13 protein-coding genes are annotated in these 16,484 nt (G+C 66.6%); 1 reads left to right on the forward strand and 12 read right to left on the reverse strand.

The annotated features are described in order from the left end of the window. Positions 1-57 precede the first annotated feature (57 nt). Together AC4ELH_RS14540 and AC4ELH_RS14545 are read right to left on the reverse strand one after the other, a co-directional pair. On the reverse strand, positions 58-1,467 hold the full coding sequence (locus AC4ELH_RS14540; protein WP_064886421.1) for a WS/DGAT/MGAT family O-acyltransferase: 1,410 nt from the start codon (positions 1,465-1,467) through the stop codon (positions 58-60). A gap of 116 nt (positions 1,468-1,583) precedes the next feature. Beyond that, a complete protein-coding gene (locus AC4ELH_RS14545) occupies positions 1,584-3,437 on the reverse strand; it encodes an ABC transporter ATP-binding protein/permease (protein WP_498885108.1) in 1,854 nt (617 codons plus the stop codon). A 156-nt stretch (positions 3,438-3,593) separates the two neighbouring features. On the opposite strand from AC4ELH_RS14545, the gene AC4ELH_RS14550 reads away from it, so the two are divergent. Further along, positions 3,594-4,088, forward strand: coding sequence for an Rv3235 family protein (locus tag AC4ELH_RS14550; protein ID WP_498885110.1), 495 nt, complete (start codon positions 3,594-3,596; stop codon positions 4,086-4,088). On the opposite strand, the gene secA is transcribed toward AC4ELH_RS14550, so the two are convergent. From secA to AC4ELH_RS14600, 10 genes are all read right to left on the reverse strand, one after another. Beyond that, complete coding sequence (gene secA, locus AC4ELH_RS14555) at positions 4,085-6,952, reverse strand: preprotein translocase subunit SecA (RefSeq protein ID WP_064886424.1); 2,868 nt, start codon at positions 6,950-6,952, stop codon at positions 4,085-4,087. The two genes, AC4ELH_RS14550 and secA, sit on opposite strands and share 4 nt — an antisense overlap. 161 nt (positions 6,953-7,113) lie before the next feature. Further along, positions 7,114-7,764 (reverse strand): ribosome hibernation-promoting factor, HPF/YfiA family, encoded by a 651-nt coding sequence (gene hpf / locus AC4ELH_RS14560; RefSeq protein WP_498886162.1) that lies wholly within the window; start codon positions 7,762-7,764, stop codon positions 7,114-7,116. 330 nt (positions 7,765-8,094) lie between these two features. Then, positions 8,095-8,724: a ComF family protein gene (locus AC4ELH_RS14565; RefSeq protein WP_498885113.1), complete on the reverse strand. Its 630-nt coding sequence runs from the start codon at positions 8,722-8,724 to the stop codon at positions 8,095-8,097. Between the two features lie 157 nt (positions 8,725-8,881). After that, positions 8,882-10,642: an MtrAB system accessory lipoprotein LpqB gene (lpqB, locus tag AC4ELH_RS14570; protein WP_498885115.1), complete on the reverse strand. Its 1,761-nt coding sequence runs from the start codon at positions 10,640-10,642 to the stop codon at positions 8,882-8,884. After that, entirely contained in the window at positions 10,639-12,300 is a 1,662-nt protein-coding gene (gene mtrB, locus AC4ELH_RS14575; RefSeq protein ID WP_064886498.1) for an MtrAB system histidine kinase MtrB, read from the reverse strand. The genes lpqB and mtrB overlap by 4 nt, the downstream gene beginning before the upstream one ends. A 46-nt stretch (positions 12,301-12,346) precedes the next feature. Then, positions 12,347-13,033: a two-component system response regulator MtrA gene (gene mtrA, locus AC4ELH_RS14580; protein WP_019343547.1), complete on the reverse strand. Its 687-nt coding sequence runs from the start codon at positions 13,031-13,033 to the stop codon at positions 12,347-12,349. Between the two features lie 52 nt (positions 13,034-13,085). After that, positions 13,086-13,718 carry a dTMP kinase gene (locus AC4ELH_RS14585; RefSeq protein WP_064959528.1) on the reverse strand — a complete coding sequence of 211 codons (633 nt, stop codon included), beginning with the start codon at positions 13,716-13,718 and terminating at the stop codon, positions 13,086-13,088. Between the two features lie 94 nt (positions 13,719-13,812). Next, entirely contained in the window at positions 13,813-14,202 is a 390-nt protein-coding gene (locus AC4ELH_RS14590; protein WP_131811692.1) for an HAD family hydrolase, read from the reverse strand. 11 nt (positions 14,203-14,213) lie between these two features. Beyond that, entirely contained in the window at positions 14,214-15,236 is a 1,023-nt protein-coding gene (locus AC4ELH_RS14595; protein WP_448442588.1) for a tetratricopeptide repeat protein, read from the reverse strand. After that, a complete protein-coding gene (locus tag AC4ELH_RS14600) occupies positions 15,233-16,453 on the reverse strand; it encodes an AAA family ATPase (protein WP_448442586.1) in 1,221 nt (406 codons plus the stop codon). The genes AC4ELH_RS14595 and AC4ELH_RS14600 overlap by 4 nt, the downstream gene beginning before the upstream one ends. Positions 16,454-16,484 lie beyond the last annotated feature (31 nt).

Here is a 16,484-nt window from a genome sequence, read left to right on the forward strand (position 1 = left end):
AATTCATCAGACCGCGAATTGCAGCTCAGGTCAAACAGCCCACGCGCTTCGCCACGATTATCTTGCTGCCTCCAGCAACTCTTCGAGGGATTCGCGGAACAGGCTCGGCAAGACGTCGACGTCGCTCATCGCGTCCCGGTCGGCGTTGATCCCGAAGTACAGCATGCCGTTGTACGACGTGACCCCGATGGCCAGCACCTGGTTCTGCAGCAGCGGCGGCACCGCGTAGGTCTCCAGCAGCTTGGTGCCCGCGACATACATCTGCTTCTGAGCCCCGGGCACATTGGTGATCAGCAGGTTGAACAGCCGAGCCGAGAAACCTGTCGCCACCCGAATGCCCATGGCGTGCAAGGTCGGCGGCGCGAACCCGGACAGGGTGACGATGGTGCGCGCATCGACCAGGCTGGCGGCGGTGGAATGCGATTCGGTGGCGTGGGCGATCTGCGACAGCCGTACCACCGCATTGCCCTCGCCGACCGGGAGGTCGACCAGGAACGGCGATACCTCGCTGATGGCCTGGCCCGGTCCCGTGGAGTCCAGCTCGGCATCCGGGTACACCGACATCGGCGCCATCGCCCGGACCGTGGTGGTCGGGTTGACCGGTTCCCCGCGCGACAGCAGCCAGTTGCGCAGCGCGCCGGCCACCACCGCCAGGACGACGTCGTTGATGTCGCAGTTGTAGCGGGCGCGCACCAGCCGGTAATCCTCCAGCCGGTGCTCGTCCACCGAGAATCTGCGGTTGCGCGAGACCGTGGTGTTGAGCGGACTGCTCGGGGCCGTGCCGCGCGCCACCGTGCGGGCCACATCGGCCACCCGACGGCCCACCGCCGCCAGTTCGCTGGCACTGGTGGCCACCTCGGTCACCGTGTCGCGCAAGGCGGCGAGCTGGGTGGTGGGGCGGGTGATCCACTCCCCGATCGCACCGAGCATCAACTGGCGGTCGCTGGGTTCGCGGGCCGGGATCCAGATGTCCTCGCCGAACTCCGGCGGCTTCTGCGCCCGATCGACGATGACGTGCCCGATCTCAAGCGCGGTCATCCCGTTGACCAAGGCCTGGTGCGTCTTGGTGTAGATGGCGATGCGGTTCTTGGTCAGCCCTTCGACCAGGTACATCTCCCATAGCGGACGGGTCCGGTCCAACGGCCGCGAGCCGAGCCGGGCGATCAGGTCGTGCAGCTGCGCGTCGCTCCCCGGAGACGGTAGCGCCGAGCGCCGAATGTGGTAGGTGATGTCGAAATCCCGGTCGTCCACCCACACCGGGCGGGCGAGGCCCAGCGTCACCTCACGCACCTTCTGCCGGTAGCGAGGGATCTGCGGCAGCCGGCGCTCGACGGTCTCCAGGAGAGTCTCGTAACTCAAGCCGGCCCGCGGCTTGCGGAGGATCGACAAGGACCCCACATACATCGGCGTAGCGGAGTTCTCCAGGTGGAAGAACGCTGCGTCGGACGCCGACAGCCTGTTCACCATGCGGCGCCAACCTCCCCTTCTCGCTCCCCTTGAACCCGTCACGTTAACCGGCGAATCTGCTGCTCCGCATCACGGGTGCTACCGCCCGTCAATTTCACGCCGGAGCTACCGAGAGTTCATCCCGGGATCACCGAGAGCTCCCAGCGGCCACTGCCCTCCAACTGCAAACGTGACCGGTGATGCCGGTCGATGGTGGACCGGTGCCCCACACTGACCACCACACAGTCGGGTAACCGTTCTCGCACCAGCCCATACATGGCGTCCTCGAGTCCCTCGTCCAACGCGGAGGTCGACTCGTCGAGGAACACCACCCGTGGACGGACCAGCAGCACCCGCGCAAAGGACACCCGCTGTTGCTCGCCCAGGGACAGCACCGACGCCCAGTCGGCCTCCTCGTCCAGGCGCTCGGTCAGATGCCCGAGGGCCACCGCCCGCAAGGTGTCCCGCAGTTCGCTATCGCCCACATCGGCAATCGGCAGCGGGTACACCACCGAGGCCCGCAGGTCACCCAGCGGCAGGTACGGCAGTTGGGGCAGGAACAGTGTCGACCATCCGGACGGATACTCCGCCAGTCCCCGGGCCCTCGGCCACAACTCGGCCAGACTGCGCAGCAGGGTGGTCTTACCGCACCCGGACGGCCCCTTGACCACCACGGTGTCCCCCGGGTTCAGCACCATCGACAGATCCGCGATCAGCGGACGCCCCTGCAGGTCGTCGACCTGCACCTCCGTGAGCGCCAGCGAATCGCGGGTGGCAGCGACCGAGATCCGAGGCAGCTCCCGGGCCTGGCGATCGTGAGCGAGCATCTGATCGATGCGCATCAGGGCGGCCCGGTAGACGGTGAACTCGTCATAGCTGTCCCGGAAGAACGACATTGCGCCACAGACATTTCCGAACGCCGCAACGGTCTGCAGCAGACCGCCGAGCGTGATCTGCCCGGCGAAAAACCGTGGCGCCTGCACGATGTAGGGGATCATGCCCGTCGTCACGTCACCGACCCCGCGGTTCCAGCCGTTGAGGCGCAACTGCGCGAACACGATCCGCCACATGTTGGCGATGATCTCGGCGAACCGGGAGTGCAGCAGTGTCCGTTCACGCTCCCCACCGCGGTAGAACGCAACGCGCTCGGCGCTGTCACGCAACCGCACCAGCGCGTACCGGAAACTGGCGCTGAACCGTTCGTTGAGAAAGTTCAACCGGACCAGGGGGCGGCCGATCCAGAACGCGATGACCGTCACCGTGATCGAGAAGATGAACGCCACGAAGACCATCGCCCGCGGAACCACCAAGCCGCCCAACTGCAATGGCCCCGATAGTTGCCACAGCACCCCGGTGAACATGACGATCAACAAAGACTTGCTCACCGCCCCGATGCTCAGGTCGACCGACTTGGTGGTGAAGGTCTCGACGTCGGTCTGGATGCGCTGATCGGGGTTTTCCACCGGCGCATCCAGAAAGCGGTTGCGGTAGAACGCATCGCCGGCCATCCAGTCGTCGACCAGCCGCGCGTTGAGCCAGACCCGCCAATGGATCGAGAAGACGCGGCGCAGGAAGAGGTCCACCACGGTGTAGATGACGGTGAGTGCCACCAGAATCCCGCTGATCGCAAACGACGTCATGAACGCCTGTCGCGCGGCATCGAGTTTCGCGTCGTCGTGGGTGGCCAGTGCCTCCGAACCGGCCTGCACCGCATTCATCAGGTCCGCGTACTGGTAGGTGAAAATGACCACCACCCGCGCCGCGTACACGGTGTGCCACAGGATGAACGCCAGCAGCGCCCAGGTGCGCCAACTGCCGGCGCCGGTGAAGAACGGTGCGTTGACCCGCCAGAACTGTTGTCCCCACCGGGTGAACCTCGCGATCAGCACCGCCACGGCGAGGAACACCACGAACGTGATCACCCACGCCTGCAGCGTCCACACCAGCGAGCGCAGGGGCTCGGCCGGCCAATCGATGCTGGGCTGAACCATTCTGTTCCCCCTGGTTCGACGACTCTCGTCACGCTAACCGGAGAAACCGAGCGCCGGATTATCCGTGCTTCCGGCACGCCGAACCCATGCGATCATGGGTAGGTCTGCACCTCTCCAGCAGATGTCGTCCGTGATGCCGACCGCTGGAGGTTGCCTGTGACCACCCCGAAACGCGCTGCGCAGCCGCTGACCGCGCCCGTCATCGACTGCGAGCCGCCGGCGCTGCCGCTGGGCAGCCCACCGCCTGACGTGCCCGCCGCCCCTTGTCCGACCCCGACCGTGCTGCACGGGCACAGCCCGCGCCGGCTACGGCTTGTGAGTCCCGAACCCGCACGCCAATTGCAGCCTGGTGCGGCACAATTCGCCGACATGGCCCTGCGCCGGGTCCTTGAGGTCGTCGACCGGCGCAGACCGCCGTCCCAGCTGAGATCGCTGATGAGCCAACTGCTGCTCGACGCGGTCGTCGCCTCCACCGCATCCCGGCACGTCACCACCGCCAGCCTGCGACGGGTGGGGTTACGCCCGGCAGCCTCACCCGAGGCCGCCGAGCTGTTCGCCACCTACACCCGCGGGGCGCGCGTACGCGCCATCGCCGGACGTATCGAATTGCGCAGTGGCCGTTGGCAACTGACCGCGCTGCAGTTGGGTTAACCCTTGCGGTGCGACTTCGACGGCCGGCCGGTCTTGGCCTGCTTGCGGGCTGCTTCGCGCCGCTCACGACGCGTGCCACCACCGGCGGGCGCGGAATGCTTCCCGCCACCGCCGGACCGCTGGACCTCCGCGGTTCCGTCCTCGGACGGTCCGGTGTAGGTCAGCGGCGGAGCGTCGTTCTCGATCCCCTTGGCCCGCAATGCAGGTGCCGGGCGCTCCTTGGTGGCCACCGCACCGGAGTCGGCCTCGGCGGCTGCAGCCTCATTGGCCTCACCGGCCTTCGCCGCCGCGGCCGCAGCGAACTCGGCCAGCCCGCTGGGCGCGGCCACAGGTGCCACTTGGGCGCTCGGCTGCGAAGGCACAGCCTCGACCTGAACGTTGAACAGGAATCCGACCGACTCCTCCTTCAGCGCGTCGAGCATGCCGACGAACATGTCGTAGCCCTCGCGCTGGTACTCGACCAGCGGATCGCGCTGCGCCATCGCGCGCAGACCGATGCCCTCCTTGAGGTAGTCCATCTCGTAGAGGTGCTCGCGCCACTTGCGGTCGATCACGTTGAGCAGGACGTTGCGCTCCAGCTGGCGCATGGCGCCCTCGCCCGCCAGTTCCTCGAGCTGCTTCTCGCGCTCGGCATAGGCGCGGTCAGCGTCGGCGACCAGCGCTTCGAGCAACTCGTCACGGGTCAGCTCACCGGGCTCGCCCACTGCATCGGAATCGACCAGATCGTGGTGGTCGATGCCCACCGGGTACAGCGTCTTGAGCGCCTCCCACAGCTTGGCCAGATCCCAGTCCTCGGCGTAACCCTCGGCCGTGGCGCCGTCGACGTAGGCGGTGATCACATCGACGAGCATGTCGTGGGCCTGTTCCTGGAGGTTCTCGCCCTCCAGGAGCATCCGCCGCTCCTTGTAGATGACCTTGCGCTGCTGGTTCATCACCTCGTCGTACTTGAGGACGTTCTTGCGGACCTCGAAGTTCTGCTGCTCGACCTGGGTCTGCGCGCTCTTGATCGCGCGGGTCACCATCTTGGCCTCGATCGGCACATCGTCGGGCAGGTTCAGCCTGGTCAGCAGCGACTCCAGCGTCGCGCCGTTGAACCGTCGCATCAACTCGTCACCCAGCGACAGGTAGAACCGGGACTCGCCCGGGTCACCCTGGCGGCCCGAGCGGCCGCGCAGCTGGTTGTCGATACGCCGGGACTCATGACGCTCGGTGCCCAGCACATACAGCCCACCGGCCTCGGTGACCTTCTCGGCCTCTTTGTTGGCCTCTTCCTTGATGGCCGTGAGGGTGTCGTCCCAGGCGGCCTCGTACTCCTCCGGGGTCTCCACCGGATCCAGGCCCTTTTCCCGCAGCCGCTTGTCGGCCAGGAAGTCGGCATTGCCCCCGAGCACGATGTCCGTACCACGACCGGCCATGTTGGTGGCGACGGTGATGGCGCCGAGCCGGCCGGCCTCGGCGATGATGTTCGCCTCCTGCTCGTGGTACTTCGCGTTCAGGACGTTGTGCGGAATCTTGCGCTTGGTGAACTGCCGCGACAGGTACTCGGAGCGCTCGACGCTGGTGGTACCGATCAGCACCGGCTGTCCCTTTTCATACCGCTCGGACACGTCGTCGACGACCGCGATGTACTTGGCTTCCTCGGTCTTGTAGATCAAATCGCCCTGATCGGCGCGGACCATCGGCTTGTTGGTGGGGATCGGCACAACACCCAGCTTGTAGATCTCGTGCAGCTCGGCGGCCTCGGTCTCGGCCGTGCCGGTCATGCCGGACAGCTTGTCGTAGAGCCGGAAGTAGTTCTGCAGCGTGATCGTGGCCAGCGTCTGGTTCTCGGCCTTGATCTCGACGTGCTCCTTGGCCTCGATGGCCTGGTGCATGCCCTCGTTGTAGCGGCGTCCCAGCAGCACACGGCCGGTGAACTCGTCGACGATGAGTACCTCGCCGTCGCGGACGATGTAGTCCTTGTCGCGCTGGAACAGCTCCTTGGCCTTGATGGCGTTGTTCAGGTAGCTGACCAGCGGCGAATTGGCTGCCTCGTAGAGGTTCTCGATGCCCAGCTGGTCCTCGACGAACTCCACGCCCAGCTCGTGCACACCGATGGTGCGCTTGCGGATGTCGACCTCGTAGTGGGTGTCCTTCTCCATCATCGGGGCCAGTCGGGCGAACTCGCTGTACCAGTTGGAGGCGCCGTCGGCGGGACCCGAGATGATCAGCGGGGTACGGGCCTCGTCGATGAGGATCGAGTCGACCTCGTCCACGATCGCGAAGTTGTGGCCACGCTGGACCATGTCCTCGACCGAGTGCGCCATGTTGTCGCGCAGGTAGTCGAACCCGAACTCGTTGTTGGTGCCGTAGGTGATGTCGGCGTGGTACGCCGTCCTGCGCTCCTCCGGGGTCAGGCCCGAAAGGATCACGCCGACCTCCAGGCCCAGGAACCGGTGCACGCGGCCCATCCACTCGCTGTCGCGTTTGGCCAGGTAGTCGTTGACCGTCACCACGTGCACGCCCTCGCCGGACAGCGCGTTGAGGTAGGCCGGCAGCACCGCGGTCAGGGTCTTGCCCTCACCGGTCTTCATCTCGGCGACGTTGCCGAAGTGCAGCGCCGCGCCGCCCATGATCTGGACCTCGAAGTGCTTCTGGGACAGCACCCGCCACGCCGCCTCACGGGCCACCGCGAACGCCTCGGGCAGCAGGTCGTCGAGGTCCTCGCCGTCGGCGATCCGCTTCTTGAACTCGTCGGTCTTGCCTCGCAGCTCGGCGTCCGAGAGCTTCTCCATGTCGTCGGACAAGGTGTCGACATAATCGGCCACCTTCTTGAGGCGCTTGACCATGCGGCCTTCACCGAGACGGAGCAACTTCGACAGCACGCTATTTCCCCTGTGGGTTCGATGGATCCCGTGGGCGGGATCGCACGGGCTTAGTTGACGTCCATCGTAGGTGACCGGTCGAAGTCGCTGGTTCTGCTGGCGCCAAGAGACAAAATCGCACCCCGGAATGCTCCGAGGTGCGATTCTGCGCCTTCTGGCGGTCAGGCCAGACGGATCAGCCCGTAGTCGTAGGCGTGGCGGCGGTATACCACCGACGGGCGATCACTCTCCTTGTCATGGAACAGAAAGAAATCGTGGCCGACCAGCTCCATCTCATAGAGAGCGTCATCGACGGTCATCGGCTTCGCCGGGTGTTCCTTGGTCCGTACGATCCGGCCCGGCTCATGGTCGTCGAGGCCATCCGCCAATCCGCCATCGGCCGTGGCCGTCGGCTGCTGTTCGAACAGCGTCTCGTGCGCGGTCGCTTCGGCCAGCGAGACCGGGGTCTTGTCGCCGTAGTGGATCTTGCGGCGGTCCTTGCTCTTGCGGAGCCTGCTTTCGAGTTTGCCGGCCGCTGATTCCAGGGCCGCATAGAAGCTGTCTGCGCAGGCCTCGCCGCGCACCACCGGGCCGCGGCCGCGGGCCGTGATCTCGACGTGCTGGCAGTTTTTGCGCTGACGGCGGTTACGTTCGTGGTCGAGTTCGACGTCGAACAGGTAGATGGTGCGGTCGAACCGCTCCAGGCGCGACAACTTCTCCGAGACGTAGATCCGGAAGTGATCGGGAACTTCGACGTTTCGACCTTTGACCACAACCTCTGCGTTCGGCTCCGGGGTGGTGTCGCCGACCTGCTCGTCGGGGTCGACCACCATGGTGGCGCTTGTGTCCGGGGAATGGGTTGACATACTCGGCAACTCGTTTCTCTCAGTTGTCACACGCGTTCACGCGTGCCCTACTTCTCAACGAATCGAGATGGTGCCGATGGGCCGAATAGTTTGCTCCACCCATCGGCGAAAGGTGTCGGGTACTCACCTCCTACCGTTTGGCAGTGAAGTGGCGCCGCGTTCGGGGGGCGCCGCCGTGAGTCGTTCACGGGTGGTTGCTGCCGACGGTAGTCCGTGTTCACCCACTCGTGCCACCAATTTCAAATACGTGTTCTCAGTTCTTCATGTGGGTTTGATCTCAGCGAAATGACGCGCGCGTCAGGCATGCGAAATCGCCAGTACAGCAGCCACGTCGGCCCCCGAAGTGGTAAGCATCCGCACCGATTCCGCCGCCGTGGCTCCGGTGGTGACGATGTCGTCGACCAGCACCACTTCGCCCGCGACCGGCCTGACCAGACGCACGCGGCCGGCGATGTTGCGCTGGCGGGCAGCCCCCGACAGGCCCACCGAATCACGCACCCACGGCCGCAGGCGCAGCGCGGGAACCACGCCGGCACCCGGCAGGCCGGTAACCGCTAGCGTCGCGATCCGGCGGACCGGATCACCACCGCGCCGACGAGCCGCGATGAAGCGGGTCGGTGCCGGCACCAGCGTGACCGGAGTGCCGACGACGCCCCAGGTCAGCAGATGCTGCAGGCCGGCATTCAGCGCGCCGGCCAGCGGGACGATCAGGTCGCTGCGGCCGTGTTCCTTGGCCGCCACGATTACCCGCCGGCGGATACCGGCGTGGCGGCCCAGGGCAAACACCGGAACTCCCGGATCGGTTCGCGGAGTGACCAGGTGCGGCTCGTCATCGGCGACGCTCAGCTGCGCGGCACACGTCGCACACCACCTGGTCGACGGTGCCCCGCAACCACCGCACTCCAGCGGCAGGATGAGGTCGAGCATGCCGGCAGTCTGCGCGTCAGGGACGACACCTTCGCCGTGCCTCGTCACATCGCCGCCGATTTCTACCGCAGGGTCGCGACAAGCCGCCCCGCACAACCCTCACGTAGAAAACGGCGCCGACTCGGCCGCCACATCGCCGAAGGAGTGCGCCGAGCAATCAGCCGGGCAGTACCGGGGCCGAGCCGGGAACCATCAGCGGACGCACCTCGACCCAGCCTGGGTTGTCCTCACTGACCGATGCGGACAGCTGCATCACCCCGCGCTGATCGGCGACATAGACCGTCGACGGATTCGCGGCCACCGTGCCCACCGGGACCTGCAGATTGCGGCTGGGCCCGTCCGAGTTCACCCCGTCGAGATTGACGTAGGACACCGGGTGCGCCGGATCGGTCCGGCTGACCACGATGTCATCGCCGGTACGCCAGGACAACGACACCACCGTGTTGCCCAGGCCGAAGCCGAGACGCCGCGGATAGGTCAGCAGGAACTGTCCTTCCGGGGTCCGCTCGATCCCGGCCAGGATCACCTGCCCACCGATCACCATCGCCGCGCGGGTGCCGTCCCGGGACAGCTGCAGTTCGGTGATCGGGCCGGGATATCGGGTGACCACGGCCGCCGCGTCGACGGGGATACGCGCCGGCACACCGGACGCGTCGCGGATGGCGCGGACCACATTGACGTCGTCGATCACCACCCACACGGCTTGGTCCAGCGACCAACTCGGGCGGCTCAGGGTCCGGCCCTCGATGGCCATCGCGGTGGGGCCGCCCAGCGGGCCCATCCACAGCGAGGCGGCAGTCGCCTCCGGGGCATCGGGCAACACGACGACAGACGCCGCATCCTGGCCATTGCGTGACACCGCTGCCGACTTCTGATTCGGTGCCGAACCGAACGCGCCTGGCACGCGGGTGGTGCTCTGCCCGTCCAACGCCACCAGCGATCCACCGACCAGTGCGTGCAGGCCTGCGGCCGCGCCAGGCACCGCACCCGGGTCGGTGGCCGCGACGTCGGAGGTCTCCCAACCGTCGGCGAACCGGTCGTCCAGCGGGGCACCGTCGACGTTGATCACGTACGGCCCACTGATCCCGGCCCGCGACAGGGTCCAGATGATCTGTGCGGCAAGCAGTTGCCGACTGTGCGGATCGGTGGTCGAGAGATTCTCGAGGTCGATTCGGGCGCCGCCGTAGCCACGCCCCACTCCGGTCTTTCCACCGTCGGCCCGGGTGACCGGACCGCGCAGCCGCAATGGTGCGTCGAGCAGGTTACGCACGGCCCTGGCAATCTCCGGGCGGGGCCCGGAGACCAGTTTGGAGATCAGTTCGGTGGCCAACTGGTCGGGATCGGACACCGCGACATAACGGGGATCGGGCACGACCGTGGTCCCGGTCGGGTCGACGAAGTAGAGCGTGTTGCGCTTGTAGGTGGACTGAAACTGTTGCCAGTCAAGGAAAACGCCGTTGGGCAGCCGGTCGATGCGCCAGCCGGCCGGAGTCTGGACGAGCTCGATCGGACCGGGATCGGGCAGTGCCCCCTCCCCGGTCTCGAACACCCCCATGTCGGAAAGGGATCCCAGGATGTCTGCCCGCATGCTCACCGAAACCCGGTCCGCGCCGCGGGTTTCGACGAACACCACCCGGTCGAGCAGCAGCGCGCTGCCGGCGTCGTCCCACGAGCTGGACGCCGACTCGGTGAGGAACTGCCGGGCCGCCAGGTGCCGGTTTGCGGGATCGGCGGTGGCCTTGAGGAATTCGCGCAGGAGAACATCGGGGTCCATGCCCGGCGCCGGTTTGGGCAGGTTCGGTGGTGCCGGCCTGTCGACGGTACCGATCGCTTGCGGGGACGACGAATTCGGAATTCCCGCGCATCCGGACACCAGAACTACCAGACCGACGACCACCACCGTCAGTAGGCGCTTCACACGTTCTCCTCCGCATGCTCCCGGTCGCGGTTGGGGCGCTGCCGCGACTTTTGCTGCTGCGAAGCAGGTTTCAACGGCAGCGGACTGGTGGTCACCTTGTGGCCGCGCACCAGGGGCAGCGTCAGACGGAAGCAGGCTCCCTTGCCCGGCTCACCCCAGGCCTCCAACCGGCCCTGGTGCAGGCGCGCGTCCTCGATGCTGATGGCCAGGCCCAGGCCGGTGCCGCCGGAGCGGCGTACGCGGGACGGATCGGACCGCCAGAACCGGCTGAACACCAGCTTCTCCTCGCCGGGACGCAGGCCGACACCGTAATCGCGCACGGTGACGGCGACGGTGTCCTCGTCTGCAGCCATCCGGATGCGCACCGGTTTGCGCTCGGCGTGATCGATGGCGTTGGCGATGAGGTTGCGCAGGATGCGTTCCACCCGACGCGGATCCACCTCGGCGATCACCTCGTCGCCCGGCATGTTGACGTCGAGCTCGACCTCGGCATCGGCCGCCAGGTGCCCGACGTTGTCCAGCGCACTCTGCACCGTCGTCCGCAGATCCACCGACTCCACCGACAGCTCGGCGACACCGGCGTCGTGGCGGGAGATCTCCAGCAGATCGGCCAGCAGTGTCTCGAACCGGTCCAGCTCGTTGACCATCAGCTCGGTTGACCGGCGCAGCGCGGGGTCGAGGTCCTCGCTGTGATCGTGGATGAGGTCGGCGGCCATGCGCACGGTGGTCAGCGGGGTCCGCAGTTCATGGCTGACATCAGAGGTGAAGCGGCGCTGCAGGTTTCCGAATTCCTCGAGCTGTTGGATCTGGCGCGACAGACTCTCGGCCATGTCGTTGAACGACACCGCGAGCCGGGCCATGTCGTCCTCGCCGCGCACCGGCATCCGCTCGGTCAGGTGGCCTTCGGCGAACCGCTCGGCGATCCGTGAGGCGGACCGGACCGGCTGCACGATCTGACGGGCCACCACGAGAGCGATCGCCGCCAGCAGACCCAGCAGCACCACGCCGCCGGTCGCCATGGTGCCGCGCACCAGGGAGATGGTGCTTTCCTCGTTGTTCAGCGGAAAGATCAGGTACAGCTCAAGATTGGGCACCGATGAGGACGCCGGGCTGCCGACGATCAGCGCAGGGCCGGAGAACGCATCGGTGGCGACCGGGGTGTACTGGTAGCTGACCTGTCCGGCCTTGACGAAGTCACGTAGCGCCTTGGGCACCTGTTGCACCGGCCCGGCCGCAGCGGCTTCGCGCGGCCCGTCGCCGGGGACCATGAGCACCGCGTCGAACGCACCGGCCACATCCGCTCGGGCGTCGGCCTTGCGATCGATCAGGGTGTTCCGGGCCAGCTGCAGGCTGCTGTCGAGCGACCTGCTCTCCTCACCGCCGACGATGCCGCCGACTGTGACGCGGGCCCGTTCCACCTCTTCGGTGGCGGCCTTGACCTTGACCTCGAGGATCCGGTCGGTGATCTGGCTGGTCAGCACGAAGCCGAGCACCAGGATGACGGCGAGCGAGAGCCCCAGGGTCAGCGTCACGACCCGCAGTTGCAGCGAGCGACGCCAGACCAGGCTCACCGCCCGTCCGAGCGTCCCCAATCCGCGCAACAGCGGACCAGAACCTCCCCAGCGACCACGAATGCGACGTCTGGAGCTGAAGATCACGGCCACCGCCGGGCGGTGAGTGTCACGGCGACGGCGAGCCGTCCGATCACGGTGGTCCGGCCTTGTATCCCACTCCTCGAACGGTCAACACCACCTGCGGGTTCTCGGGATCCTTCTCGACCTTGGCCCGCAACCGCTGGACATGCACGTTCACCAAACGGGTGTCGGCGGGGTGGCGATATCCCCACACCTGTTCGAGCAGCACATCACGAGTAAACACCTGGCGTGGTTTACGTGCCAGCGCCACCAGCAGGTCGAACTCCAGCGGCGTCAGCGAAATCTGCTCGCCCTGCCGGGTCACCTTGTGGGCGGGCACGTCGATCTCGACATCGTTGATCGAGAGCAGCTCGGCAGGCTCGTCTTCGTTACGGCGCAGCCGCGCGCGCACCCGGGCCACCAGCTCCTTCGGCTTGAAAGGCTTCATCACGTAGTCGTCGGCGCCGGACTCCAGGCCGAGTACCACGTCAACCGTGTCGGTCTTGGCCGTCAGCATGACGATGGGCACGCCGGAGTCGGCACGCAGCACCCGGCACACGTCGATCCCGTTCATGCCGGGCAGCATCAGATCCAACAGGACCAGGTCAGGCCGCAATTCGCGGACCGCTGTGAGCGCCTGGCTGCCATCGCCGATGACCGCGGTGTCGAATCCTTCACCACGCAAGACGATGGTGAGCATCTCGGCCAGCGATGGGTCGTCGTCGACGACAAGGATCCTTTGCCTCATGGTGTCCATGGTGTCACCCGATAGCGATAAAACCGGGGTACCACACGCGGGTTTCTCCGCTTTATCTGCTGCTTAGCCGCCCCGCCAGGGCTGCCGGGTCCACATCCGGGCCCGCGACCGCCCATCGGCCGCACCAGTCGGCGGCTGCCAGCGCGGCATACACCGCACCGGTGCGCTGTTGCAGCCCGCCGTCGCGCTCGTAGGCATCCTTGGCGCGGTCGGCCTCGGTGTTGGCGCGATGCTCGGCCCGCGCAGCAGCCAGCTCGGTGGGGACATCGAGCAGAATCTGCCAATCCGGGCTGGGGAGTTTGAGACGGTCGAACTCGAGCTCACGCACCCAGGCCACCGCTTCCCCGTCGGCGCCCTGGTGGAGCCGGGCCGCGCTGTAGGCCGCGTTGGACGCCACGTAGCGATCCAGGATGACGACGTCATAGGCGGCCTGCAGGTGTTCGATCTCCTCCTGGGCACCGGCACGGTCGAGCGCGAACAGGGTGGCCATCGCGTAGACGGATCCGGCCAGATCGCCGTGGGCGCCGTGCAGCGCCTCGGCGGCCAGGTCCGCGGGCACCGAGCGGTGATAGCGCGGGAACGCCAGACTGCCGACGGAGAGGTGGTCGGCCTCGAACGCCGCCCGCAGACCGCCCGTCAGCGTACGTTTGCCTGCGCCGTCGACACCCTCGATCGCAATGAGCACCCCGCGAGCCTAGCTCTGCGGCGGCCGTCGCCCCCCAATGTCACACCAGAGTGGCGCCAGCCCTCGAGCGTCACACTGGAGTGGCAACCGCGCGTCAGCTCGGCCGCTGCGCGGGCGGCACATAACCCGGCGTGAATCCGCGCTCCTGCACAATGAGATTCAGTCCGCCGAGCGAGCACTCCTCGATGTCGTCGAAGGCGATGTCGGGTTTCAGATCGGTGTGGAAGATGGGATGGCCGTCGGCGTCGTAGCCGCCGTAGCCTTTGTCGGCGTAGACGTCGACGTACTTCACGAGGCCCATGGCGTCGGCAGCCCGACGGGCGTAACCCTCGCCGCCCCCGGACCAGAGCATGATCCGGGTGTTCTTCATGCTCGCCAAGGTGATCAGTAGCGTGCGGATGCGTTCGTTGGCCACGTAGCCATCGGTGATCGTGTTGTCCCGCAACGTCCCGTCGATGTCGAAGGCGATCGTCACCTGCTTCATTTCCATCCCCCCTATTGACCGCTCAGCCAGCCATACACCCGCAGACTCACGGCCCCGAACAACAGCAACGGGCCCAGGACATCTGTCAGCGGAGTCGATCCCACCGCTGCAGTGACCGCTCCGGCGACGATCGCGAACCCCAGGAACCCTAGCCGGACGGCCAGGAAGGTTCGCTCACGTAACACTGCGTACAGCGTCGGGCGTGGCACGCTGCGCACCAGCCAGGCGATCACCGCCACCAACCCGAGCGACAGCAAGGCAGTGAAAATCCTTGGTACCACAGTCGGTTGGGAATCTCCGTGCACGGCCATCACGGAGATCATCGCGAGGGCCAGCAAGATGACGCACGCGGTGGAGACGCGCAGAACCCGGATCAGCACCACCCCGATGTTGCGGCGGGCCAACGCGCCCAGTCCCGGATCCAGCCGGCCCGCCCCGAGGAAACCGTTGATCGACGTCGTCAGTTTGCCCCACTTCAGCCTGGCGACCGCCAGGTTGTGAACCGCCGAAGCATGGTCGGGTTCCAACCGCAGGGCCGCCTGGTAGTTGTCCTCGGCCGCGGTGAAACTCCCCAGCGCCCGGTGGATGTCGCCGCGCAGCACCAGCGAGTCCGCCGACTCCGGGTACAACCGGAGGGCTTCGTCGATCACGTCGAGCGCCTCTCGCGAACGCCCGGCCTCGTGCAACAGGCTGGCGTAGGTGTAGTGCACGGAATAGATGTGCGGATTCTCCGTGGCTGCTTTCCACGCCATCTGCAGCGCTTCCTGCCGCCGTCCCTGTCCGTTCAGCGCGAGGGCATACACACGCATCACGTGTTCGTCGCCGGGGGCGGCGGCCAACGCCGAATGAGCGGCCTGCGCCGCCCGCTGATAGTCCTTCAACCCCAGGCACGCACGGGCGTACTGCGCAAGGAGTCCGGCATCGTTGGGGGCTTCGGCCAACGCGGACTGCAGCACTTCGGCAGCCCGCTGGTAGTTTCTTGTGCCCAGATACGCCTCGGCGACATCGCCGGGGCCTGCGGCTGCCGACGTCACCGAAGTTTGTTCCGCCGCATGTATTTTGCGAGATCGTCGTAGGTGCCGTCGCGGTTGCTGAACTCCACGACGTTACGTGCGGTCTCGAACCACGGCCCGGTCGACGGCCGGATCTGCGCCAACGCGGCGTCGATGTCGGACATCTGAACGGGCCGCACCTGACCGCTTCGCAGAGATTCGGCCATCGCCAACTGCGTTGCGGTATTACAGACATGGGCCAGGTCGGCGCCGGAGAAACCGTCGGTACGTTTGGCCACCGACGCCAGGTTGATGCCCTCCACCGGCCGGTCCTGCAGATGCAACTTCATGATCGCCGCACGCGCATCGACGTCAGGCAATGACACGAAGATCATCCGGTCGAACCGGCCGGGCCTGCGCAGCGCGGCGTCGACGTCCCATGGAGCGTTGGTGGCGCCCAGCACGTAGACACCGTCGTTGTCGGATGTGGCCGAATCCAGTTCTTCCAGAAGGGCGTTCACGACGGTCCGTAACCCGGCAGACCCGCTCAGTGCCGAACGACGATGACCGAGCGCATCCACCTCGTCGAAGAACAGCACGCAGGGCGCGTTGCGACGCGCGTTGTCGAAGATCGCCCGGACACTGTGTTCGCTCTCGCCGAGCCAACGGGACAACACGTCGGCGATCCCGACCTGATAGAAGTTCGCCCCGAGTTCGCCGGACACCGCCTTGGCGATGTACGTCTTGCCGCATCCGGGCGGGCCGTACAGCAGCAGTCCGCCGCGCGCGGACACCTTGAATGCCTTCATCAGCTCGGGATTGCGGATGGGGCCCAGCAGTGAGAGCTCGAGCTGTTTCTTGACCTCGGCCATCCCCGCGATGTCGTCGAGCCGGACCGACGTGCGCTGCAGTGCGTCGTAGTCGTTCTCGTTGACGGCTTCGGCGGGTTCTGTGACGAATGCCGGTTTGACGATGTCGGCGACCTCCTTCTCGGCCGCCGTCCAGTCGAAGCCCCGAGCGGGCTCTGCGGGCGCAGCAGGTGCTGACGCGCCCGCCAGGCCGGCGCTGCACTGCTGCAGCAGCGTCACGGCCCGGATGTTCGAGGCGTCCTGGGCCAGCACTGCGCTGCAATGTGTCAGCGCCTCGGCATAGCGGCCCCGTTCGACCAGCAAAGTGGCCAGGTGCAGGCGCAACTCTGCCAGCTCCGGGCTGCGTTCAACAGCGGCAGCTAACTCCTGGATGACTGCGTCCTCAGCCATGCACACCCCCGATCGATCGCTGGTGAAATCC

It is taken from the genome of Mycobacterium shunyiense (genome assembly GCF_058270075.1).

Coding starts and splice junctions, on each gene's coding strand:
- AC4ELH_RS14540 (WP_064886421.1), bottom strand. CDS start 1,467: ATGGTGAACAGGCTGTCGGCGTCCGACGCAGCGTTCTTCCACCTGGAG.
- AC4ELH_RS14545 (WP_498885108.1), bottom strand. CDS start 3,437: ATGGTTCAGCCCAGCATCGATTGGCCGGCCGAGCCCCTGCGCTCGCTG.
- hpf (WP_498886162.1), bottom strand. CDS start 7,764: ATGGTGGTCGACCCCGACGAGCAGGTCGGCGACACCACCCCGGAGCCG.
- AC4ELH_RS14565 (WP_498885113.1), bottom strand. CDS start 8,724: ATGCTCGACCTCATCCTGCCGCTGGAGTGCGGTGGTTGCGGGGCACCG.
- mtrA (WP_019343547.1), bottom strand. CDS start 13,033: ATGGACACCATGAGGCAAAGGATCCTTGTCGTCGACGACGACCCATCG.
- AC4ELH_RS14590 (WP_131811692.1), bottom strand. CDS start 14,202: ATGAAGCAGGTGACGATCGCCTTCGACATCGACGGGACGTTGCGGGAC.
- AC4ELH_RS14600 (WP_448442586.1), bottom strand. CDS start 16,453: ATGGCTGAGGACGCAGTCATCCAGGAGTTAGCTGCCGCTGTTGAACGC.